The following is a 20,693-nucleotide window of genomic DNA, read 5'->3' as shown; positions in this document are numbered from 1 at the left end:
CCCGCCGCGGCCGTGTCGAAGTCCGACCACGACAGCGCTGATCGGTACCGTTGCCCCTGTGGCTGAAGCGCTTCCACCTCCGCACCTTCTACTGGACGACCTGATCATGGTCGAATCCGGGCGCTGGCACGACGGCCGACTGTGGTTCGCCCACTGGGGCGGCGGCGATGTGGTCGCAGTCGACCTCGACGGACAGGCCGAGGTGGTAGCGCCCGGCCGCGCCACCATGGGGTGGTCGATCGACTGGCTGCCCGATGGTCGGCTGCTGGTTTCGGGGGAGGTACTGACCCGAGTGGAACCGGACGGGTCGACCGTGCGGCACAGCGCTCAGGGCGGCAACGAGCTCGTCGTCGATCGGGCCGGTCATGTCTATGTCAACGGTGCCGACTTCGATTTCCTGGGCGGTGGCGCACCCGAACCTGGCTGGATCCGGCTGGTTCACCCCGACGGATCCACCCGCGACGTCGCTGGGGACATCGATTTCCCCAACGGAATGGTGATCACCCCCGACGGCTCGACGCTGGTGATCGCGGAATCCTTCGCCGGTCGGCTCTCCGCGTTCGATATCGGAGACGACGGCTCGTTGTCGCGCCGACGCACTTGGGCCGAAGGTCTGGGGCCGGACGGAATCTGTATCGATGCCGACGGAGGGATCTGGTGTCAGACCGCCGATGTATCCGATCCCCACGATGAGAGCGCACCTACGGGGGCAGTGGTTCGGGTACTCGAGGGTGGCGAGATCACCCACCGCGTCGAAACCGACCTCCCGTGTTTCTCCTGCGCGCTCGGCGGGCCGCAGGGTCGACACCTGTTCCTCTTGTGCAACGAGTTCGAGGGGATCGACCAGCTCGAAGCTGTGATGTCTCGTCGCAGCGCGCGGATCTACGTGACCGAGGTGCCCAGCCGGCACTGACCCAGCGTCGCTTCCGTCCGACACGATGCCGTCGAGCTCACCTCCCCCGAGCCTTGACCTCGAGAGCGGTTGAGCTCCTGATGTCCGTTCGAGCAGTAGGCGATTAGTGACCGGCACAACCGCAGAAGACCCCCACCGCCACCACCAGACCGAGTCCAGCGATGAGCCTTGTCTGCCTATACATTTGACGAAACCTAGCAGTCCCCCCTTGTTCGAGCCGATCGCGAAGTCCGCTCGCCCTGATGGTCGCCGGCCGCATCAGCGCCACGTCGTCGGCGCGTCGAAAGTCTGGTCAGTGCCGCTTTCCCGCGCCGATGCTGCCGACGATCAGGTCGGTCAGCGCCGAGATCGCGTTCTCGGCGGAGGTGGCGCCCAGATTCAGTTCCGCGGCCAGCGTTTCGGCCGCGCCCAGCACGCCGACACAGCGCAGCCGAAGCGCCGCGGCCGTGAGTGACGAGAACGGCAGCAGGGTCGTCGCCATCCAGTCTCGGTAGCTGTCGAGCATGTCGTGCTGGATCGCCTGGACCTCCGGATTCCCTTTCAGTGCGGCGGAAATCGCGTCGAACTCGGGCATTGCGGTGGCGCACGCGAAGTAGGCGGAGCTCATGACGCGGGCAATTTCGTCAACGGTGGGGGTGGCGTCGCGTACTGCCTGCTCCGAGGCGAGGCGATGGCGTTCGTCGAGTTGTCGGTACAGCGCCAGCAACAGTTCGGGGCGGGTGCCGAAATGGTTGTACACGATCGGCCGGCTCACCCCTGCGGCCTCGGCGAGGGTGGCCAGCGTCAGACCGTCGGTGCCGTGCTCGCGCACCACCGTCAAGGCGGTGTCGAGCAACTGCTCGCGCCTGGCCGGCTTGGCCAGCCTGCCCGATCGTGTGGTCGTTCGCTCTTGCGCCATGCCCACAGTTTAGCTACAAAGAGTAAGTTACAAACTGTAGTTTGATTGGGAACGGAGTTCACCATGGAGCGATCGGTATTGATCCTGGGCGGGTCGGGGCAGGCGGGGTCGGACACCGCCGCCCTGCTGCGCCGCTGGTACCCGACCTTGCCGTTGACCATCGCGGGCCGCGACCTCGACCGTGCGCAGCGGGTCGCCGGCGATCTCGGCACCGCCACCGCGGTGACGATCGACCTGTCTCGTCGCGATCTCGGCCTCACCGAGACCGCCCACGCCGCGGTGATCGCGACGCTGTGGGACAACCGGCTCAACGGCCTGCACTACGCACAGGATCGCGGGCTGCCCTACCTCAGCATCTCCAGCGGGCTGCTCGACATCGGCCCGGAAATCGTCGCCGGCGCGCACAAGGCGAGCGCGGCTCCGGTCCTGGTCGCCAGCCACCTGATGGCGGGTACCGTCGTTCTCGCCACGCTGGCTCTCGCGCGCGAGTTCGCGAGCCTCGACACAGTGCGGGTCGGCGTCGCACTCGATGACACAGACATCGGCGGACCGGCGGGGATCGCCGATCTGCAGCGGTGGCTTTCCGTCACGTCGGCCGGCCTGGTGCGTCGCGACGGCATCTTCACCTGGCTTGCCGAGGCCGACGCCCAAGCCTCCGTGCACACTGCCGACGGGACCGCGCTACCCGGTCAGAGCATTCCCGTTCTCGATGTGCCGAGCCTGGCCCTTGCGACCGGAGCACCGAATGTCCGCGTGGACTTCGCCGTCGGTGCAACCCCGAGCCGACCCGACGGCGAGCCCGCCTCGGTCGACATCCGCATCGAACTCGACGGTGTCGACGAGGCAGGTGACCCACTCCATCGAACACACCACCTCACCCATCCCTCCGGGCAACGACCACTCACCGCCCTCGGCATCGCCCTCGGCGCGGAACGCCTCCTCGGCCTCAACGGCACCCGCCCGACGCCTGGGATCCACACCCCGGAGTCACTGATCGACCCGGCCTACGCGATGGAGCGGATGCGTGAAGGGGGCGCGAAGCTCGGCTGGTGGACCACCACCTAACGGAGGTCCTCGGGATGGGAACCGGTCGCGAACGGGTTCGGTTCACCGTCGGCGAGCACCCCGACGAAGGGATCGCCCTCCCCCGCGAATACATAGGCGCCGCTTTCGATCCGCGCGATCAGGTTGTGGGTCCAGTCCGCCTCGCTGTCGGCCGAGTGCAGCCACATGTTCATGATCTCGCCGATGTGGCCGAGCTGTTCCGGGCCGTCCTGCGGGGTGTAGTACTCGGTGACCGAGCCTCGCCACTGCTCCAGGCGGGTGATCCGCTCGCGGAGCAGCGCGACGGCTTCGTCGCGGGGCAGATCGACCATGAATCCGAGAGCGGCCGAGAGCATGTCCATCTTCTGGTCGTAGGAGGTCAGGGCCTGGCGCAGCAGCGTGAGGTATTCCTCGGTGCCCCGGTCGGTGATCTCGTATTCGACCCGGGGCGGACCGCCGACCGTGCTCGGCGCGACCTCGTGGGCGAGGAGGAGGTCTTGCTTCGCCAGCTGCTTGAGCGCGTGGTAGATCGACCCGGGCTTGGCGTTGGACCACTCGTGGGCGCCCCAGAACTCCAGGTCGTTGCGCACCTGGTAACCGTGCGCTCGGCCGTGTTGGCGGACCGCGCCCAGAACCAGCAGTCGGATGGCCGACATGTACGCCTCCTTCTAGGCAACCTTGACTAGAGCATGTCGAAGCCAGCTTAGCCAGGTGCCCGAGCATCGGACATCTCGCAAGTAATCAAGTTTGACTAAACGACAAAATGTTCGTACCTTGGTCCACCTAGTCAAGTTTGATTACTGACTGAAGGAGAGTGTAGTGACTGACCACGATCGGGCGATCGTCGTCGAAGGCCTGCGGAAGCGGTACGGGGACAAACATGCTCTCGACGGCCTCGATCTCACGGTCCGAGCCGGAACCGTGCAGGGAATCCTCGGCCCGAACGGCGCAGGCAAGACCACAGCCGTCAGGATCATGTCCACGCTGCTGCGCCCCGATGCGGGCCGAGTCGAGGTCGCGGGCATCGACGCGACAACCAGGGCCGATGAGGTGCGCTCACGCATCGGGTTGCTCGGCCAGCACGCCGCAGTCGACGAAAAGCTCAGCGGCCGCCAGAACCTCGAGATGTTCGGGCGGCTCTACCATCTCGGCGCGCGCCGGGCGGGCGTCAGAGCCGATGAGCTCCTGCACCGATTCGGCCTCGCGGACACCGGCAACAAAGCGGTCGAACAGTACAGCGGCGGTATGCGCCGGCGCCTCGACCTCGCGGCCTCGCTCATCTCCCAGCCGCAGGTGCTCTTCCTGGACGAGCCGACGACCGGGCTCGACCCCCGCGGTCGCACGGAGGTGTGGAACGCGGTGCGTTCGCTGGTCGACGGCGGTACCACCGTACTGCTGACGACCCAGTATCTGGAGGAGGCCGACCAGTTGGCCGACCAGATCGCGGTGATCGACCACGGAAAGGTCATCGCCGAGGGCACCGCCGACCAGCTGAAGTCCAAAACCGGTGGCGACCGCATCGACGTTGTCCTGCACGACACCACGCAACTCGCCCTCGCGGCCGCGTTGATTCCCGGTGACGCAGTGGTGGACGAGGACCGGCGGATGGTGAGCGCCACCGTTGTCGACCGGATGGCCGCGCTCACCGAAACCGTGCGGGCCCTGGAAACGGCAGGCATCGACGCCGAGGACATCGCCTTGCGCAGGCCGACGCTCGACGAAGTCTTCCTGCATCTGACGAAGGAGACTGTGTGACTACGACATACGACACCGGTTCGACACTGAGCTGGGCGGTCGCCGATTCCTGGACGATGACCAGGCGCGAGCTGGCGCATTGGGTACGCCAGCCCGCGCAGGTGGTCGTCGGGTTGGTCTTTCCGGTGATGCTGCTGCTGATGTTCAGCTACCTGATCGGTGGTGGACGTGGCGTAGACGGGGACTTCACCGCATTTCTGGTCCCCGGCATGCTGACCATGACGATGGCTTTCGGTCTCGAGGCGACGATGCTGGCGGTCACCCAGGACCTCGGCAAGGGTGTCATCGACAGGTTCCGCTCGATGCCCATGAACTCCGGCGCCGTGCTGGTGGGCCGCAGCATCGCGGACATGGTGCAGTCGGTCGTCGGTCTGACAGTGATGATCGCGATGGGATTTGCGATGGGCTGGCGCTGGCACGGCGGGTTCGCCTCCTTCCTCGCTGCGGTGGGGCTGCTGTTGCTGCTCCGGTTCGCGATGCTGTGGATCGGCATCTACCTGGCGATGGTCGCGGGCAAACCGGAACTGGTGCAGGCGGTGCAGATCTTGATCTGGCCGATAGGCTTCCTGTCGACCGCCATCGCCTCGCCCGAGTCGATGCCGTCCTGGCTCGGAACGATCGTGGAATGGAACCCGATGTCGGCGACGGCCACCGCGGTGCGCGGGCTGTTCGGCAATCCGGGTGCCGACGGTGACTCCTGGGCCGCGGTCCACGCGGAGTTGCTGGCGGTGGCATCGCCACTGGCGCTGATCGCGGTGTTCTTCCCGTTGGCGGTGAGGCGTTTTCGGGACCTGAGCCGCTGATGGTGCCAGGGTGCCCGCGGCCGCGGGCACTCTGGCCTACCTCACCGAACGGAAGAACGCACGCACATCCTCGATCAGCAGGTCGGGGGTTTCCATTGCGGCGAAATGCCCGCCACGCTCGAATTCGGTCCAGCGGACGAGGTTGTTCTGTTTCTCGGCGATACCGCGAATCGTGGTGTCGCCGGGGAAGACCGCGACGGCGGTCGGGACCCCGGAGCTGGGAAGATCGGCGCCCCACTGCTGGGATTCCTTGTACAGGCGCATCGAGGAGCCCGCGGTGCCGGTGAACCAGAGGATCGCCGTTTCGGCGAGCATGGCATCGCGGTCGAGGGAGTCCTCGGGCAGCGCGGCGGCGGGATCCTTGTAGGTGTTGACCACGTCGACTATCCAGGCGAGCAGACCCACCGGCGAGTCGGTGAGCGCGTGGGCCAGGGTGTGGGGGCGCGTGCTGTGCACGCCCGCGTAGGCGGACGTTTCGTTGCTGCTCCAATCCTGCAGTGCAGCAAGCTTTTCCTGGTCCTGCTCGGCGTAGCCGGCCCCGTCGTCGTCCCAGGCGGGGATGGTGATCGCGGCGTTGAGGTGCACGCCCGCGACTCGCTCGGTGTCGACGCGGCCCACGTGGGGAGCGATGAACGAGCCCGCGTCGCTGCCCTGCATGCCGTAGCGCTCGTAGCCGAGTTCGCTCATCAGCCGGGCGATCAGCTCGGCGGATCGCTCGGTCGCGGCCTGGCCGGGCTGGTGTGTGGGGCCGGAGAAGCCGAAACCGGGCAGGGTCGGGATGATGAGGTCGAAGGCGTCACGCGGGTCGCCGTCGTGCGCGCGCGGGTCGGTGAGCGGTCCGATCGTCGCACCGAAGTCGGTGAACGGCCAGCCGTGCACGAGGACCAGCGGCAGGGCATCGGATTCGGGTGAGCGGACATGGGTGAAGTGCAGGCGCTGTCCGTCGATCTCGGTGACGAACTGCGGGTGGGTGTTGCGTGCGGCTTCGGCGGCACGCCAGTCGAACCCGGTCCGCCAGTAGTCGGCGAGATCGCGCAGGTAAGCGGTGGGCAGGCCGTAGGTCCAGCCGGTATCGGTCAGGTCGTCGGCCCAGCGGGTGCGGGCGATCCGCTCGTGCAGGTCGTCGAGGTCGGACTGCGGAATGTCGATCCGGAAGGTGTCGATGTCGCTCATGTCCATAACGCTAGGGACCGCTTAGGTCGGAATCGTTCCTAAGTGCGCGGCATGATGAACAGATGTCCGAAACATCTACCCGGCTGTTGCGACTGCTGTCGCTGTTGCAGACGCACCGTGCGTGGTCGGGTGCCGAACTCGCGACCGAACTCGACGTCACCGCGCGGACTGTGCGACGCGATGTGGAACGGCTGCGCGGACTGGGCTATCCGGTGCAGGCGTTGCAGGGCACCGCGGGGTATCGGTTGGGGGCGGGTGCGGCGATGCCGCCGCTGCTGCTCGACGACGAGGAGGCCGTGGCCGTCGCGGTCGGCCTGCGCACCACGTCGGGCGGCACCGTCACCGGCATCGAAGGCGCGTCGTTGCGCGCCCTCGCCAAGCTCGAGCAGGTGCTGCCGTCTCGGCTGCGGCATCGGCTGACGACACTGCAGCAGTCGATGGTGCGGGTCTCCGCCGAAGCACCGAGGGTGGCGCCGGAGGTTCTGCTGACGATCGCGCACGCGTGCCGACGCCGCGAGCGCCTGCGGTTCGACTACACCGATCACGCCGGGCACACCTCGCGCCGCGATGTGGAACCCGATTCGCTGGTCAATGTGAGCAGGCACTGGTATTTGGTCGGCTGGGATGTCGACCGGGCCGATTGGCGGTCTTTCCGCATCGACCGACTGCATCCGCGGGTCCCGACGGGCCCACGTTTCACCCCGCGCGCCCTGCCCGACGGCGACGCGGCGACCTATCTGTCACGCAGGCTGTCGGTCGCGTCGTGGCCGTGGCGCACTGTCGTCACCCTGCACGGATCGGCCGCCGATCTGGCCGACCGGGTCTGGCCGGGAATGGGTGTGCTCGAAGCGGTCGACGACACCCGCTGCCTGCTGCACCTCGGCGCCGACTCCCCCGCCTCGCTGGCCTGGATGATCACCGCCCTCGACGTCGATTTCACCGTCACGGGTCCACCGGAACTCCTCACGGCGCTGCGGACAGTGAGCGAACGCTGCCGCGCCGCGTACGAGAATGCACCCGATGCACATATGCATCAGGTGCCACCAACTTGCTGATGTATCGGTGTTCCAGTGCGTCGACGGTTCCGGCTGATCAGTCGCACAGCGCGTGGGTGAGCATCGCGCCGAGCTCGACAGAGGTCGATTCGCCGGTGTAGACGATGGTGACCGCGAGGCCGGTTCGGGTGGCGCCCGCGACGGTGGAGAATCCGGTGACGCCACCGAGGTGGCCGACATAGTGGGCACCGCACGGCAGTGACGTATAGCCGATGCCGAGTCCGTAGGACATGCCGTCACCGTTGCCCATATCGACACCGTCGAGCATCTGCCCGAGCAGGGGCTCGGGCACGACCCGACCGGCCAGCAGCGCGAGGAAGAACCGGTTCACATCGGCACCGGTGCTGACCAGGGCCCCGGATGTCCACGGCACCGACGGCTCCATCTGTGTCGTGTCGGCCACGGTCCCGTCGAGCACGGCATAGCCGCTCGGATGTGGGCTGCGCAGACCGGTTTCGCCGGTAGCGGGCAGATAGGTGTTCGACAGGCCCAGCGGAGTCAGGATCCGGTCGCGCAGTTCGTCGGAGTAGCGATGTCCGGTCACCGCTTCGATCAGCATGCCGGCGACGATGTAGTTGATGTTGGTGTATTCGAATCGAGCGCCGGGCGCGAACTTCGCGGGGTGCGCCAAGGCCAGTGCGATCTCCTGGTCCGGCGTGAAGGTTCGGCCGTTCCTCGCCGCTCGGTGTTCGTCGAGCTCCGGGGACGGGCTCGGCTCGGGCAGGCCACTGCGGTGACCCAGGATCTGACGCACGGTGATCGCGCGACCGTCCACACCGTCACCGGTCAGCAGGCCGGGGAGATAGGTATCGATGGACCGATCGAGCTCGATTCGGTGTTCGGCCACCAGCTGCAGCACGATCGCGGCGGTGAAGGACTTGGTGACGCTACCGATGCGAACATGCTGGGGCACATCGGTACCGATCGGGGTCGCCGCGGCCGTATTCGCCAGACCGGAGCTGACGACGGTGTGCGTGCCGCGCTCGGTGAGCGTGGCAACGGCCCCGACAGCGCCCGTGCCGACCAACGCGTCGAGGTCGTCACGCACAACGTCCGCGCGGGAGGGCGCGACAGGCTCGGCGGTGCTCGTCGTGCAGGCAGACAGGATCAGTGCGGCCGTCACGATCGGCACGGTCAACGTTCGAATTCGCATGATCGAACGGTAGGAAGCCAAGGCCGACACCCACATTGGACTGCGGTACTACCACCACATCGGTCTGCGGTAGGACCGGTCGCGAGCAACCACGCTCACGGCTCGTCGAGTACTTCTCGCAGGCGGGCGGTGAAGCCGACGGGGTCGTGGACGAATCCGGTGTGGTCGCCGGGGAACAGGACCGGGTCGACGCCGAGCGCCGAGGCCAGTTCTCGTGCGGTGTGATCACAGAACTGGCCGGCGGACTCGGCGCCGATCCCGACGATCACGCGGGTGGGGACCGAGCGAAGCAACGGCGGGTCCGGTACCCAGGAGGTGGTCGCGCGCAGTTCGTGGGCGAACCAGTAGCGTTCGCTGGCGACCTGCTGGGGGTCGCGGTCTCCGCCGAAGATCTGGTCGAGCATCGGATCCGGCAGCGAGATCCGGGCTTGGGCGAAGAACTTTCGCCAGGCGCCGATCACATCTGCGGCCGCGTAGGTGGCGATGATGTCCTCGGTGAGTGCGCGCTGGGCGTCGGCGTCGGGGAGCAGTTCGCGCAGGGGCGGTTCGTGGGCGACGGCGGTGGTGACCAGGTCGGGGTTGGTCTGGGCCAGGGCCAGCGCGGTGACGGCGCCGCCGCTGGAGCCGAAGACCACCGCCGGGCCCGCGTCGAGGTGGGTGATGAGCTGAGCGAGGTCGTCGGCGCGGGCGAGCGCCGTCGAATCCTGGTCCGGGTTGTTCAGGGGGCTGGCGAAATGGCCGCGCGGATCGGTGGTGAGGACGGTGTTGGTGGTGGCGAGTTGTTCGGCGGCCCCGGCGAACGCGGCGGCGTTCATCGGAGCGCCGACGAGCACCAGCAGCGGTCCCGCCCCGCGGACCTCGTAATACAGGCGGGCGTCCGGCACCACGAGGATGCCGGTGGTGACGGCGGAACTGGCGGTCATGAGGCTCTCCCGGATCTCGGCTACAGGTAGCACTCATACAGACGGTGCGGCCCGAAAGAACTCATCGTTGCGCAGATCAGAATCTTTCCACGGTGAGAGCCCGCAAACCGACGACAACCACGCGAGCTCGACGACGGCCGGCGGCCGGTCAGCGCCGGCGGCGGAGTTCGTCGGCGCGAGCGCGCAGTGTTCCGGCGACCAGTTCGCGACCTTCGTGCGCCAGATCGACCAGCTCACGGGCACTCTCGCGTCCCGCGTCGCTGACGATGGCGGCGATCGCGGTCCCTGCTCGGCGGGCAGCGATGGACAGTTCGTTGATCAGTTCTCGACCGGGATCGAATTTGTCCATCTCCGTGAGACTCCATTCGCAGTGCGGGCCAGCTCGGATATCCGACTAGGCTCAGTGTACAGTCGTGCACTGAATCTGTGTCAAGTCCCGGCGGCTCGCGACGAAACCCAGCATGCCAGAACGGTCGGCACGCGTACAGGTTCGCTCACGCCCGCCGCCGATGTGCGACGGGTTCAGTTGTAGGAGTTGGCCACCCCGTCGAGCAGGCGCTCGAGCGTCTCATAGGCGGGTACGTCGACCACATCGATCAGGTCCGCGGTCACCGGCACCGACCGTTCGGCGGCGACCGAGGTGAACTGGGCGGTGTCGCCGGTGCGGAAACCGTGTTCGGCGGCCAGACGGCGCAGCTCGGGGTGGTCGGTGAGCAGCGCGCCGATCTTGTCGCCGGTGGCGGTCAACGGGACGAGAGTGTGGCTCGACAGGACCGTCGGGGTCGGATAGGTCAGCACCATGTCCGGTTCGATCCGGCCCTCGCCCGCGGCTTCGACGAACTGCGCCTCGTAGATGCAGACCAGCGGGGTCTGGCCCATTCCGTTGGTGAGGTACTGGTTGAACGGCCCTTCGCTGCTGTTGTCGGTATAGCCCTGGGCGAGGAACAGTTTCGAAAGGACGGGCAGCACATGCTGTTCGGCGGTGGCCCCGCGCACGATGGTGTGGTCGTTGGCGACGTAGCTGGCGATCGACAGGTACATGGCCGCGGAGTTGGAACTACGCGGATCGGTGGTAGAGACCAGGATGTTCTTGGCGACCGGGTAGGTGGTGTTGTCGGGCAGGTCGTCCCACTGCACACCGGTTGCGGCCAACTCCAGGTACCTGTTCATGTCGAACGTCGCCACCGGACCGGGTTCGATCACCCCGGCCGCCGTCAGCAGGTCCGCGATCGGCCGGTAGGTGGCGATGGCGATCGGTGACGAGAACGGCGTGTACTTGGTGGTGATATTGCGCTGACGCTGGATTCGTTGCGCCGCCGGAATGCTCGACGGGAACGCGAAATCGACGCCGCCGAGGTCCACGGTGGTCGCGATCTGCCGTGACCCCGCCGGTTCGACCTGAACGCGGAGACCGTTGTCGGCGAGCACCTTCACCACACGCTCGTCGGCGAAGTACGACATCTTCTCCGACCCGACGACACCGCGCACCACGGTCGGCCCGGCGACAGGGGCGGCGGCCGGGGCATCGGCGCCACCGGGCAACAGCACCACGGCGGCAACGACGGCGGCGACCAGCACGGCCGCGCCGATCGACAGCGGCGCCACCGCACGCCCGCGCACCGACCGCTTCCCCGGCTCCCCGGTGGTGTTCGACTCGCGCGCGATCAGTTCGGCGGCCCGCGCGGCGGTGGGGGCCGGGACCCGCACCGTGGGATCGGGATCGGCGAGTTCGCGCCGGACGATCCGCTCGACCAGGATCGGTACGAACTCCCGGATCGGTTTACCGGTGAAACGATGATGCGCGGCGCCGACCGCCGACGTCACCTGGTCGACGGGGACGTTCTCGGACAGGTCCTCGACCAGGCTCTCGGTCATGCGCCGCATGGCCTGCCTTTCACGCTGGACCGCATCGGCGGCTACGCCGGAAACTACGCGCGACACACTTTTCTCCTGGGCTCACGATCGGGCTGCGGGCGGCGGCGCGCCGAACAAAAGGCCCTCCCGTGCGCACGCCGCGGGCCACGCTACCGGCGTGCTGCACAGATACCCCAGCGGTGAGCGAGGGTGCACGCAGAGTTCAGCACTCGCTCGACTACCCGCAATGTCACGTTGTCCCCGAGTTCGCGCGAACTACCAATTGCCCACTCGCAGTGTGTGATTGGCGACTACCGCTCGGTGGCAGCCCGAATCGGCGACCCCGGATCCTCGACCGCGGACCCGTTCGCCGCGCGCAGAGCCGCCCGCCCGAGCCCCCCGGCGCACAACTCCATGACACCGATCACGACCAGCCCACCGCCTGCCATGGTGGCCAATCCGGTGACCGTCTGGAAGGTGATCGCGATGACGACGACGCCGATCGCGGTAGTGGCGAGCCCGCACACTTCGTGCATCCAGCCGTCGACGACGCTGTCGTCCCACGCCGCGACCAGCGCCTGCACGATGCCGCGCACCGACCACCCGATCCCGATCCAGAGTGCGAGCAGTTCGATGTTGCCACCGTAAAAAGCCAGAGTGGCCAAAATGCCCGTGAGACCGGCACTGACCAGCACCAACACGCGCAGCAGCAACGCGATCCGCGCCGTCACCGCCAGATACGCCTGCACCAGGGAGCTCAGGACCAGCGAGATCCCGAACAGCATCGCCAGGGTGGATTCGTCGCGTCCCGGCCACAGCAGCAGCGCCACACCGAGCGCGAACGAGCACCCGCCCGCGACCAGCATCGCATTCCGGGTCCGATCAACGTCGTGGGTCATCTCGATCGCTCCAGCAAGTAGGGCGAAGTCCGGCTCACCGGATTGTCCGCCACCTGTCGCGGTGTCCCCTGCGCCACGATCTGGCCTCCCTGCCCACCGCCCCCCGGTCCCATGTCGATCACGTGGTCGGCTCCGGCGACCACGGCCATGTCGTGTTCGACCACGACCACGCAGGCGCCGCCGTCGACAAGCGAATTCAGTTGTGTCATCAGGATATCGGTGTCGGCCGGATGAAGGCCGGTAGTTGGCTCGTCGAGCAGGTACACGGTGCCGACGCGTCGAGCTCGCTGCAACTCGGTGGCCAGCTTCACCCGCTGCGCCTCACCGCCGGACAGTTCGGTGGCCGGTTGCCCGAGCCGCAGATAGCCCAGGCCGACGTCGCGGAGCGTACGCAGCGCCCGCGCGACGACGGGCACATCGGCGAGGAAGCCGGCCGCCTGGTCGACGGTCATGTCGAGCACCTCGGCGATGGTGGTGTCGCGGTAGGTGATGTCGAGGGTTTCGGGGTTGTAGCGGGCACCGTGACAGGTCGGGCACGGACTGTAGGTGCTGGGCAGGAACAGCAACTCCACGGTGATGTAACCCTCGCCCTGACAGGTCGGACAGCGCCCTTCGGCGACATTGAACGAGAACCGGCCCACGCCGTACCCGCGGGCGCGAGCGGCGTCGGTCGCGGCGAACAGTGTGCGCACCGTGTCGAACAGGCCGGTGTAGGTGGCCAGGTTCGACCGTGGGGTCCGCCCGATCGGCGCCTGATCGACCTCGACGACGCGCACGATGCCGGGATCCGCGTGTGCGGTGACCGACACGGCGTGCAGCAGAGTCGACTTGCCCGATCCGGAGACACCGGTGATCGCGGTGAGCACACCGAGGGGGATGTCGACGTCGAGATCGTGCAGGTTGTGGCTGGTGATCGCGCGCAATCGCAGCTCGCCGGTGGGGATTCGGGTCGCGCGCGGGGGCCGGGTGATTTCGTCGAACAGGTAGGGCCTGGTGATCGAATCAGCGACCTCGCGCAAGCCGTCGACTTCCCCGGCGTAGAGCACCGTGCCCCCGTGCACGCCCGCGCCGGGGCCGATGTCGATGAGCCAGTCGGCGTGCCGGACGACGTCGAGGTCGTGTTCGACCAGGAATACGCTGTTGCCCGAATTCTTGAGGCGGTTCAGGACTTTCGTCAGTGCGGCGGTGTCGGCGGGGTGCAGTCCCGCCGATGGCTCGTCGAGAATGTAGACGACTCCGAACAGTCCCGACCGCAATTGACCGGCCAGCCGCAACCGTTGTAGCTCGCCGCCGGACAGTGTCGGGCTTTCCCGGTCGACGCTCAGATAGCCGAGCCCGAGTTCGATCAGCACGTCGATGCGCGAGGTGAGGTCCTGGGTGAGCACGGCCAGCGCTTCCGTGCCGGGGGTGTAGGGCCGCAAGATCTCGACGAGCTCGCTCAGTGGCAGCGCGGCCAGCTCGGTGATGTCGAACCCGGCGAAGGTCACCGCGAGCGCTTCGGGTTTGAGTCGCCGCCCCTCGCACACCGGGCAGACAGTGGTGTGCAGGTATTCGGCCGCGCGGGCCCTGGTGGCCTCACTCTTGGATTCGGCGTGCGAGCGCAGCAACAACTGTTGTGCGCCGGTGTAGGTGCCCTGGTAGGGGCGGTGGATGCGGTGTGGTTCGCGCACGGGTTCGACCGTGACCACCGGCTTCTCCTCGGTGAACAGGATCCATTCGCGGGCGGCGGGTGAGAGTTCACGCCACGGGCGGTCGATGTCGTAGCCGAGCGCGGCCAGCACATCGCGCAGATTCTTGCCCTGCCAGGCGCCGGGCCACGACGCGATCGCGCCCGCGCGAATGCTCAGCGACGGGTCGGGCACCATCGATGCCTCGGTGGCTTCGTGGACGACACCCTGTCCGTGACAACGCGGGCAGGCGCCTTCGACGGTGTTCGGGGAGAACGCGTCGGAATAGAGGCGGTTGGTGCCCTGCGGATAATGCCCTGGGCCGGTTCTCGCCGGGGCGTCGGGATAGTGACCTTCGCGGGACATGAGCATGCGCAACGTGTTCGAGATCGCGGTGACGGTGCCGACGGTCGATCGCGACGACGGCGCGGACCGACGCTGGGCCAGTGCCACCGTCGGCGGCAGACCGGTGACGGTGTCGACATCGGGGGCTTCGACCTGGTTCAGCAATCGCCGAGCATACGGTGCCATCGACTCCAGGTAGCGGCGCTGCGATTCCGCGTAGAGGGTGCCGAACGCCAACGAAGACTTGCCCGACCCCGAGACACCCGTGAACGCCACCAGGGCGTTTCGGGGCATGTCCACGTCGACATCACGCAGGTTGTGGACCCGGGCGCCACGCACCCGAACCGAAGAATCGACCTCGTGCGAATCCACAGCTACCTACCGTACTCCCGCGGCGGCGACCTGCGCGGTGAACGCGCCCGTTGTCGTAGGTCCTAGAAGAACCAGCCCAGTTGCGGCGCCCGGTCGGCAGCGAACGCTGCGTCGAACGCGCGCAGCACCTCCGGACCCTCGACCACGATGCGGTGCGCGGCGGCGAACGTGCTCGCGCGCTGCCCGCCGAAGTAGAGCGCACCGAGAATGTTGATGTCGACGCTCAGAGTCGCTGCCCGGGTGGTCGGCTCGCACTCGGCGATGCCGTCGCGGATGCGCAGGGCGAAATTCCCGCCGGCGCTGCGGAACGGGTCGTGCACCGCCAGTACGGTATCGAGGTCGGCGCGGTAGGTGCGCGCGGTCAAGGCCGCCGGCACGTCCATCACTCGCGCCCACAACGAATCGCCGCGGCGGGTCACCTTCACCGCGCGCGGGTCGGTGAGCATGTGGGCCAACGGGTCGTCGTCGGCGATCTCGGCTTCCACGGTGTCGACGAGGTCCATGCCGAGCAGGACCCGCCACAGCGCGGCGTGCGCATCGGGGGTCACGGCACGGAACTCCCACACCGAAGCGATGTCGCAGTTCTCGCGCCGGGAACGTCGATACAGGGCGTATCCGTCGGCGTGGAGCAGCACGAACAGGGTCGTCGCACCCTGCCGGTGACGTTCCACATCGGCGAAGAACAGGTCCCACTTGGCGTCCGGACGATCCTGCGCCCCCGACGTCACTTTCTGCCAGCGCTCGTAGATCTCGCGAATCCGCGCGGCGGCCTCGGTCAGCGTCTCGAGTGTGACACCTCCGGGATCCGGTGTGGTCGAGCGGAACTCGGCCCGCCGCGCGTCGATGGAGACCGCGGTGTCGAGAACGGCCACCTCGTACCCGAACCGCCCGTAGATCGTGGCCTCACTGGCGGTGAAGATCGTCAACGGCAACCCGTCGGCTTCGGTGCGAGCATGCTGGGCCCGGTAGAGCTCGCGCAAGATCCCCCGCCGCCGATGCGTCGGCGCCACCGCGACCCCCGACACCCCACACGCGCGCACCGTCCGCTCCCCCGGCACCGTGACCGTCATCGTCCGATCGACCGTGTGCCCCACGATCCGATCACCCTCCACCGCGACCAACGACCGCTCGACGGGAAAGATCTGCCCCCGGAACTGGTCCTCGTCACCCCCGTACCGCATTCCGAAACCCGCCTCCTGCAACCCCCTGATCGCCGCCGAATCCGCCTGAGTTGCCGCCCGAACGGAAAAACTCCTCGCAGATGTCATGCCCGTACCCTGCCACGCCACCACACCCGGACACATCCGATTTTCGACCCGGTGGGCAGTGTTCGTCAGTCTTTCGCGGTCATGGCCCGTAGGTCGGGAAGAGCGCCGATGCGTTGGCCGACGGGACGACCGGGTGCGGCGGTTTGGGCGGAGCCTGTTGTGCGGAGCAGGGTTCTGACCTGGTCGGGGGTCGCGCGGCCGGGGCCGTGGGCGCGGATGCCCTGGTAGGCGGCGATGGCACCGACGACGATCGGGGAGGCACTGGAGGTGCCGCTGAACTCGTCGGTGTACCAGAGGTCTTCGTCGGGTCCGCCTTGGAGGTCGCCGTACCCGGTGGTGGTGACTTCACGGCCCCACCCTTGGGCATCCAGGCGGGCACCGTGATTGGAGAAGTCCAGGCGCGAGCGGGCAGGGCCGTGGTCTCGGCCGTGCAAGCCCGGTGGTGGGGCGCCCGCGCCCACCACGATCGCGCCGGAGTCGGCGGGGCCCGCGCGAAACGGGTTGTGCCAGGTGGCGGGGAAGTCGCCGGGGCGGGTGTCGTAGACGGCGTCATCGAGGTTCTCGCCGCCGTTGCCCGCGGCTTCGACGACGATGATGCCGCGACTCACGGCGTAGCGAATGGCGGCGAAGTCGTCGGGCCACCATTCGACGGCGATGTAGCCGCGCTGGTCGGGGGTGCTCCGGTAGTCGAATCGTGGTCCGGGTCGGTGCAACTCGATGAGGACGATGTCGCCGGGGTTCAGTGCGTCGGCCGCGGAGCGGATCGCGGCGGCCGAGCCGATGCCGAAGATGGAGATGGCCCGGATATGGGCGTCGGGGGCGATTCCCGTGACACCCACGGCGTTGAGGTCACCGCTGATCTCACCGGCGACGGCCGTGCCGTGGTTGCGCCACCCCAGATCGGCCGAGGCGGTGCCACCGATCATCCCGCCCTGGTTCTGGCGCAGGTCCTCGTGGGTGAACCGCCACGCCCCCTCGACATCGATCACTCGCACACCGGTGCCGAGCCCGCCGGGCCTGGTGTGCGCCCACACCGCGTCGATGCCGTTCGGCGCCGCGTCCAGATACGCCTGCCTTACCCGGAAATCGGGTGTCACCGCCGGGGCTCGCGGAGCGACGATGTTCTCCGCGAGCGGTGCGAGCGGCGGTTCGGCAGCGGGCTTCACGTAGGCGGCGGCGACGGTGTCGTCGGCACGCAGCCGATGCGCGAGCTCTCCGAGGTCGCCCAGTTCACCCTGCACCGAGTAGTAGCCGAGATACTCCCCCGCCACCGGCGCCTGAGCCGTGTCGGCCAACCTGGCCGCCAACCGGTCGTCGGGACCGAAGATCGGTACCAGATGCGCGGTGGCAGGCAGCAATTCATCCACCCTGGTCCGCGCGGACCGGTTCTCACGCAGGGCGATCGGGGTGATCCGGGGCCCGGTCGGCACAGTGACGACGATCAATTCGCCCGGTGGCACCGCGGGCGTCGGCGCACCGGAGCGGCGCTGCCTGCTGGATCGAGTGGAGGCCATGGCTACCAGTCAACCGTGCCACGTCTCGACCCGCTACCGTTCTGCCGCAACAGCATTGGCGACACGCCGTCACCACACCGCCGCGACGACGCCCACCACGGCGATCGCCCCGACATAGGCCAGCACCAGCCGGGTATCGCGCAACCAGCACCGGCTCCGCCGCAACCCGGCCCGCCACGCCCGCCAGTAACCGACGAACGCGAGCGCACCGAATCCGACCACCGCCCACGGCCCCACCAACCAGGTCAGCAACGCCACGGTCGCCACCACACACAACGTCAACGGGTCGTGCGGCTGCTGCCCGCGTACCGCCTCCTCGTAGTAGACCCCGCGCTCGCTCACCGCGCCTCCACCGGCAACAACGCCCGCCCCGACGGTGCCGCCGCCGACAACCGCTGCCGCGACAGCGCCGGCCACGCCTGCACCGCACAGAACGGCGCGCACTGATCGGCGTCAGCGCGTGTGCCGACGTGCACGCAACACTGGGTGAGCCGCTCCTCGATCATCGTCGACATATCCATGAACGGTTTCACCGTGATCCGCACGACCCGTTCCCCGAGCAGTGTCCGCAACCGTTTGCGCCGCCCCGGCAATGCCGACGACGCCAACGTCAGCAGGGTCGACATTCCCAGATCGCAGTTCTCGCAGATGTTGCGCCACACCCGCCCGATCTCCGGATGCGACAGCGACGACTGCTCCGAGAGCAGACCCAGCAACGATTCCTGCACCGCCACCCGCAGTTCGGCGGGCAACGCCGAGTCCGCGATCCGATTCGACACCAGCCCCAGTTGCTGCTTCAACCTGTCGTGTCCGATCAACGAGACCAGCGACCGCCAGTCGCCGGCGTCGTCGCGCAACAGGTAGCCGACCGAGCAGCAGTGCGGATGCGAACACGGCAGCGCGGTGAGATCACGCCAGGTGACCCGGCCGTCGGTCTGCGGACCGAGTCGGCGCAGCACACCGGTATGGGTGAGCCGCTCCATCGGGTCGATCGTTCCCGAACGCCCGGAACCGAATTGCGGTTGGATCGACACCCCGCCGACGAACGGGGTGTCCATGGCGGTGCGCACGACAGCACCGATCTCGTCGTCGTTCACGCCCAGCGCCACGGTCATCACCAAGGTGGTGAAAACAGCGTTCGACGAGAGCCGTTGCAGCGCCTGCTGTTTACGGACCCGCAGGTCACCGCCGCGGTGATGGCGCGAGGCCCGCGCCGTCTCCCCGTCGTATTGCAGATACACCTCGACCCGGTCGCGATGGGAGCGCAGCAACGCCAGCAGCTCGTCGTCGACAGCGATTCGCAGGCCGTTGGTGTTGAGCAGGATCCGGGTGATCGGGCGTGCGGTCAACGCGGCCAGCAGTCGCGCCAACTCCGGATGCAGGGTCGGTTCACCGCCGCTGAGCATCAGCACGTCCAGACGCCCGTTCTCCCGGGCCAGCCGCTGATCGACATTGGCCAGCACGTCCTCGACCGCCACCACACCGCGCAGGTCCGGCGAGGAGTCGGCGAAGCAGGTGGGGCAGCGCAGATTACAGCTGTCGATGATGTCCTCGAGCAGAATGCAGGTGTGTTGGGTCTGCATCTCGGGTAGGCCACGCAGGTACGCCGAGGGCACCGGATCGAAGTTGCCGACCGTGTCGGGTAGGTGCGCTTTGGTCGGGGCCGTCCACTCTTCGAGGTAGGCCAGAATTTCGGGGTCCTCGTCGTAGAGCGTGCGCACCATGCCGTGGGTGCGACACCCTCGTTCGAGGAACACTCTCCCGTCCCGTTCGGCCAGCCACCCCGACAGCCGCGCCACCTCCGACAGCGGAGTATCCGGGTTTTCGTCGTGACAGCGGGGGCAGAACGCGGTGACGTAGCGCAGGATTCGATCACCCCGCAACGGCATTCCGGTCATGGCGCCATCCCGAACATCCCCGTGTACAGCTCCGGGTTGATGGCCGTGCACAACCCCGCGGTGAAAACGGTGACCAGCGACCACCCGATCATCAACCCCAGCCCGAACCCCTTGGGTGCGGGACGCTTACGCCGGATCAACAGCCAGCCGCCACCGAAAGCCGCCGACGCGCTGACCACCGCGGTGAGCCCGAACAGCAGCCTGGTCGCGGTGTCGTCGTTGAGGGAGGCGACCATCAGGAACACGACGAATCCCGCTATCGCGTTGACCACGATGAACGCCATCGCACCGGCCAACGCCATCGCCGCGACCTGCCCGCCCTGCCCCGGCGGCTTTCCACCCTGCTGCGGTGGCGGGGGTGGCATGTTCGGTGGTGGTCCGGGTGGAAAGTTCATGCCACGACCTTTCGTCGAAGTACCCCGTCGTAGTTCCCGCGGCGGTAGCCGATGCCCCAGCGCACCGCCACCAGCACCAGCCCGGGCAGCAGGAACCACTGCGGGCGCGTCAGATCCAGCCACACCGTGCCGTTGGCCCGGGTGAACTCGACCAGGAATCGGAAGATCGCGTAGGCCCCGACATAGAGGGTGAACAGCTCCCCCGGTGTGCTGATCCGGTCCCGCAACCACCACAGCGCGCCGAACGCGGCCAGCTGGAACACGATCTCGTAGAGAAAACTGGGATGCATCGCCACACCGGCCACACAGCCGGGGCACTGCGGCACCGTCGTGGGCGCGTGGATCCCCCACGGCAGACTGGTCGGCCGACCCGGCGCCTCGGTGAGCAAGCAGCCGATGCGCCCCACCGCCATTCCCAGCGCCACCGCGGGGGCGAACAGGTCACCGGTCCGTTCCTGATAACCGATGATCCGTTTCGCGATCAACACGCCCACATACGCGCCGAGCAATCCGCCCAGCACACTGCGCGCACCGAACATCCAGCTCTCATAGGGATCGAGGGTCTCGACCAGGCTCGTCAACCGCATCCCGATCGCCCCACCGACCAATGCCCCGGTGACCGCGACCAGGGACTCCTCGCGCAGTGCGTCGCGGCGCCTGCATTCGGCCACGAACACCACCGCGGCGACAGCGACCCCGAGCGCGACGAAGAACCCGTGCGTCGGGATCCCCCACATCAGCTGCGCCACCATAGCGAAAGGTTA

At 67.8% G+C, this 20,693-nt stretch carries 20 protein-coding genes; 5 read left to right on the top strand and 15 right to left on the bottom strand.

Going from position 1 to position 20,693, the window contains the following annotated elements:
* Positions 1-58: 58 nt before the first annotated feature.
* Positions 59-913 (top strand): SMP-30/gluconolactonase/LRE family protein, encoded by an 855-nt coding sequence (locus tag ACFWUR_RS13620; RefSeq protein WP_378906485.1) that lies wholly within the window; start codon positions 59-61, stop codon positions 911-913.
* A gap of 292 nt (positions 914-1,205) precedes the next feature.
* Here the strand turns inward: ACFWUR_RS13620 and ACFWUR_RS13615 are convergent, their stop codons facing one another.
* Positions 1,206-1,811 carry a TetR/AcrR family transcriptional regulator gene (locus tag ACFWUR_RS13615; RefSeq protein WP_378906483.1) on the bottom strand — a complete coding sequence of 202 codons (606 nt, stop codon included), beginning with the start codon at positions 1,809-1,811 and terminating at the stop codon, positions 1,206-1,208.
* A 63-nt stretch (positions 1,812-1,874) separates the two neighbouring features.
* Here ACFWUR_RS13615 and ACFWUR_RS13610 point away from each other — a divergent pair, with 63 nt between their 5' ends.
* On the top strand, positions 1,875-2,876 hold the full coding sequence (locus ACFWUR_RS13610) for a saccharopine dehydrogenase (RefSeq protein ID WP_378906481.1): 1,002 nt from the start codon (positions 1,875-1,877) through the stop codon (positions 2,874-2,876).
* Here ACFWUR_RS13610 and ACFWUR_RS13605 read toward each other — a convergent pair.
* Entirely contained in the window at positions 2,873-3,511 is a 639-nt protein-coding gene (locus ACFWUR_RS13605) for a PadR family transcriptional regulator (protein WP_378906479.1), read from the bottom strand. The genes ACFWUR_RS13610 and ACFWUR_RS13605 overlap by 4 nt on opposite strands.
* A gap of 163 nt (positions 3,512-3,674) precedes the next feature.
* On the opposite strand from ACFWUR_RS13605, the gene ACFWUR_RS13600 reads away from it, so the two are divergent.
* Entirely contained in the window at positions 3,675-4,610 is a 936-nt protein-coding gene (locus tag ACFWUR_RS13600) for an ATP-binding cassette domain-containing protein (protein ID WP_378906477.1), read from the top strand.
* A complete protein-coding gene (locus ACFWUR_RS13595; protein ID WP_378906475.1) occupies positions 4,607-5,413 on the top strand; it encodes an ABC transporter permease in 807 nt (268 codons plus the stop codon). The genes ACFWUR_RS13600 and ACFWUR_RS13595 overlap by 4 nt, the downstream gene beginning before the upstream one ends.
* 36 nt (positions 5,414-5,449) lie before the next feature.
* On the opposite strand, the gene ACFWUR_RS13590 is transcribed toward ACFWUR_RS13595, so the two are convergent.
* A complete protein-coding gene (locus tag ACFWUR_RS13590; RefSeq protein ID WP_378906473.1) occupies positions 5,450-6,586 on the bottom strand; it encodes an epoxide hydrolase family protein in 1,137 nt (378 codons plus the stop codon).
* A 62-nt stretch (positions 6,587-6,648) separates the two neighbouring features.
* Between ACFWUR_RS13590 and ACFWUR_RS13585 the strand changes: the two genes are divergently transcribed.
* The gene (locus ACFWUR_RS13585) at positions 6,649-7,641 is read left to right on the top strand and encodes a helix-turn-helix transcriptional regulator (RefSeq protein ID WP_378906471.1); all 993 of its coding nucleotides are present in this window, start codon (positions 6,649-6,651) and stop codon (positions 7,639-7,641) included.
* 37 nt (positions 7,642-7,678) lie between these two features.
* Here the strand turns inward: ACFWUR_RS13585 and ACFWUR_RS13580 are convergent, their stop codons facing one another.
* The 12 genes from ACFWUR_RS13580 to ACFWUR_RS13525 all read right to left on the bottom strand — a co-directional run bounded on the left by ACFWUR_RS13580 (position 7,679) and on the right by ACFWUR_RS13525 (position 20,681).
* Positions 7,679-8,794 (bottom strand): serine hydrolase domain-containing protein, encoded by a 1,116-nt coding sequence (locus tag ACFWUR_RS13580; protein WP_378906469.1) that lies wholly within the window; start codon positions 8,792-8,794, stop codon positions 7,679-7,681.
* 95 nt (positions 8,795-8,889) lie between these two features.
* Complete coding sequence (locus ACFWUR_RS13575) at positions 8,890-9,717, bottom strand: alpha/beta fold hydrolase (RefSeq protein WP_378906467.1); 828 nt, start codon at positions 9,715-9,717, stop codon at positions 8,890-8,892.
* A gap of 148 nt (positions 9,718-9,865) precedes the next feature.
* Entirely contained in the window at positions 9,866-10,066 is a 201-nt protein-coding gene (locus ACFWUR_RS13570; protein ID WP_378906465.1) for a hypothetical protein, read from the bottom strand.
* Positions 10,067-10,239: 173 nt separating this feature from the next.
* A complete protein-coding gene (locus ACFWUR_RS13565) occupies positions 10,240-11,658 on the bottom strand; it encodes a three-helix bundle dimerization domain-containing protein (RefSeq protein ID WP_378906463.1) in 1,419 nt (472 codons plus the stop codon).
* 224 nt (positions 11,659-11,882) lie between these two features.
* Positions 11,883-12,470, bottom strand: a complete 588-nt coding sequence (locus tag ACFWUR_RS13560) for a DUF308 domain-containing protein (RefSeq protein ID WP_378906461.1) — start codon at positions 12,468-12,470, stop codon at positions 11,883-11,885.
* Positions 12,467-14,776, bottom strand: coding sequence for an ATP-binding cassette domain-containing protein (locus tag ACFWUR_RS13555; protein WP_378906891.1), 2,310 nt, complete (start codon positions 14,774-14,776; stop codon positions 12,467-12,469). The genes ACFWUR_RS13560 and ACFWUR_RS13555 overlap by 4 nt, the downstream gene beginning before the upstream one ends.
* A gap of 140 nt (positions 14,777-14,916) precedes the next feature.
* Positions 14,917-16,122 (bottom strand): GNAT family N-acetyltransferase, encoded by a 1,206-nt coding sequence (locus ACFWUR_RS13550; protein ID WP_378906459.1) that lies wholly within the window; start codon positions 16,120-16,122, stop codon positions 14,917-14,919.
* Between the two features lie 65 nt (positions 16,123-16,187).
* Positions 16,188-17,636: a S8 family serine peptidase gene (locus ACFWUR_RS13545; RefSeq protein ID WP_378906457.1), complete on the bottom strand. Its 1,449-nt coding sequence runs from the start codon at positions 17,634-17,636 to the stop codon at positions 16,188-16,190.
* 69 nt (positions 17,637-17,705) lie between these two features.
* The gene (locus ACFWUR_RS13540; RefSeq protein WP_378906455.1) at positions 17,706-17,978 is read right to left on the bottom strand and encodes a hypothetical protein; all 273 of its coding nucleotides are present in this window, start codon (positions 17,976-17,978) and stop codon (positions 17,706-17,708) included.
* Positions 17,975-19,525: a radical SAM protein gene (locus ACFWUR_RS13535; protein ID WP_378906889.1), complete on the bottom strand. Its 1,551-nt coding sequence runs from the start codon at positions 19,523-19,525 to the stop codon at positions 17,975-17,977. The genes ACFWUR_RS13540 and ACFWUR_RS13535 overlap by 4 nt, the downstream gene beginning before the upstream one ends.
* Before the next feature lie 5 nt (positions 19,526-19,530).
* The gene (locus tag ACFWUR_RS13530) at positions 19,531-19,929 is read right to left on the bottom strand and encodes a hypothetical protein (protein ID WP_378906453.1); all 399 of its coding nucleotides are present in this window, start codon (positions 19,927-19,929) and stop codon (positions 19,531-19,533) included.
* Entirely contained in the window at positions 19,926-20,681 is a 756-nt protein-coding gene (locus ACFWUR_RS13525; RefSeq protein WP_378906451.1) for a prolipoprotein diacylglyceryl transferase, read from the bottom strand. The genes ACFWUR_RS13530 and ACFWUR_RS13525 overlap by 4 nt, the downstream gene beginning before the upstream one ends.
* Between the last annotated feature and the right edge of the window lie 12 nt (positions 20,682-20,693).

Source organism: Nocardia sp. NPDC058633, from assembly GCF_042717045.1.
GTDB lineage: Bacteria > Actinomycetota > Actinomycetes > Mycobacteriales > Mycobacteriaceae > Nocardia.
The sequence above is the reverse complement of the archived record's forward strand: the minus strand, read 5'-3'. Positions and strand labels throughout refer to the sequence as shown.

What these genes read in the sequence shown, in the direction of transcription:
- ACFWUR_RS13615 (WP_378906483.1), bottom strand. Translation starts at nt 1,811, where the DNA reads ATGGCGCAAGAGCGAACGACCACACGATCGGGCAGGCTGGCCAAGCCG.
- ACFWUR_RS13610 (WP_378906481.1), top strand. Translation starts at nt 1,875, where the DNA reads ATGGAGCGATCGGTATTGATCCTGGGCGGGTCGGGGCAGGCGGGGTCG.
- ACFWUR_RS13605 (WP_378906479.1), bottom strand. Translation starts at nt 3,511, where the DNA reads ATGTCGGCCATCCGACTGCTGGTTCTGGGCGCGGTCCGCCAACACGGC.
- ACFWUR_RS13590 (WP_378906473.1), bottom strand. Translation starts at nt 6,586, where the DNA reads ATGAGCGACATCGACACCTTCCGGATCGACATTCCGCAGTCCGACCTC.
- ACFWUR_RS13585 (WP_378906471.1), top strand. Translation starts at nt 6,649, where the DNA reads ATGTCCGAAACATCTACCCGGCTGTTGCGACTGCTGTCGCTGTTGCAG.
- ACFWUR_RS13580 (WP_378906469.1), bottom strand. Translation starts at nt 8,794, where the DNA reads ATGCGAATTCGAACGTTGACCGTGCCGATCGTGACGGCCGCACTGATC.
- ACFWUR_RS13575 (WP_378906467.1), bottom strand. Translation starts at nt 9,717, where the DNA reads ATGACCGCCAGTTCCGCCGTCACCACCGGCATCCTCGTGGTGCCGGAC.
- ACFWUR_RS13570 (WP_378906465.1), bottom strand. Translation starts at nt 10,066, where the DNA reads ATGGACAAATTCGATCCCGGTCGAGAACTGATCAACGAACTGTCCATC.
- ACFWUR_RS13560 (WP_378906461.1), bottom strand. Translation starts at nt 12,470, where the DNA reads ATGACCCACGACGTTGATCGGACCCGGAATGCGATGCTGGTCGCGGGC.
- ACFWUR_RS13555 (WP_378906891.1), bottom strand. Translation starts at nt 14,776, where the DNA reads ATGCCCCGAAACGCCCTGGTGGCGTTCACGGGTGTCTCGGGGTCGGGC.
- ACFWUR_RS13550 (WP_378906459.1), bottom strand. Translation starts at nt 16,122, where the DNA reads ATGACATCTGCGAGGAGTTTTTCCGTTCGGGCGGCAACTCAGGCGGAT.
- ACFWUR_RS13545 (WP_378906457.1), bottom strand. Translation starts at nt 17,636, where the DNA reads ATGGCCTCCACTCGATCCAGCAGGCAGCGCCGCTCCGGTGCGCCGACG.
- ACFWUR_RS13535 (WP_378906889.1), bottom strand. Translation starts at nt 19,525, where the DNA reads ATGCCGTTGCGGGGTGATCGAATCCTGCGCTACGTCACCGCGTTCTGC.
- ACFWUR_RS13530 (WP_378906453.1), bottom strand. Translation starts at nt 19,929, where the DNA reads ATGAACTTTCCACCCGGACCACCACCGAACATGCCACCCCCGCCACCG.
- ACFWUR_RS13525 (WP_378906451.1), bottom strand. Translation starts at nt 20,681, where the DNA reads ATGGTGGCGCAGCTGATGTGGGGGATCCCGACGCACGGGTTCTTCGTC.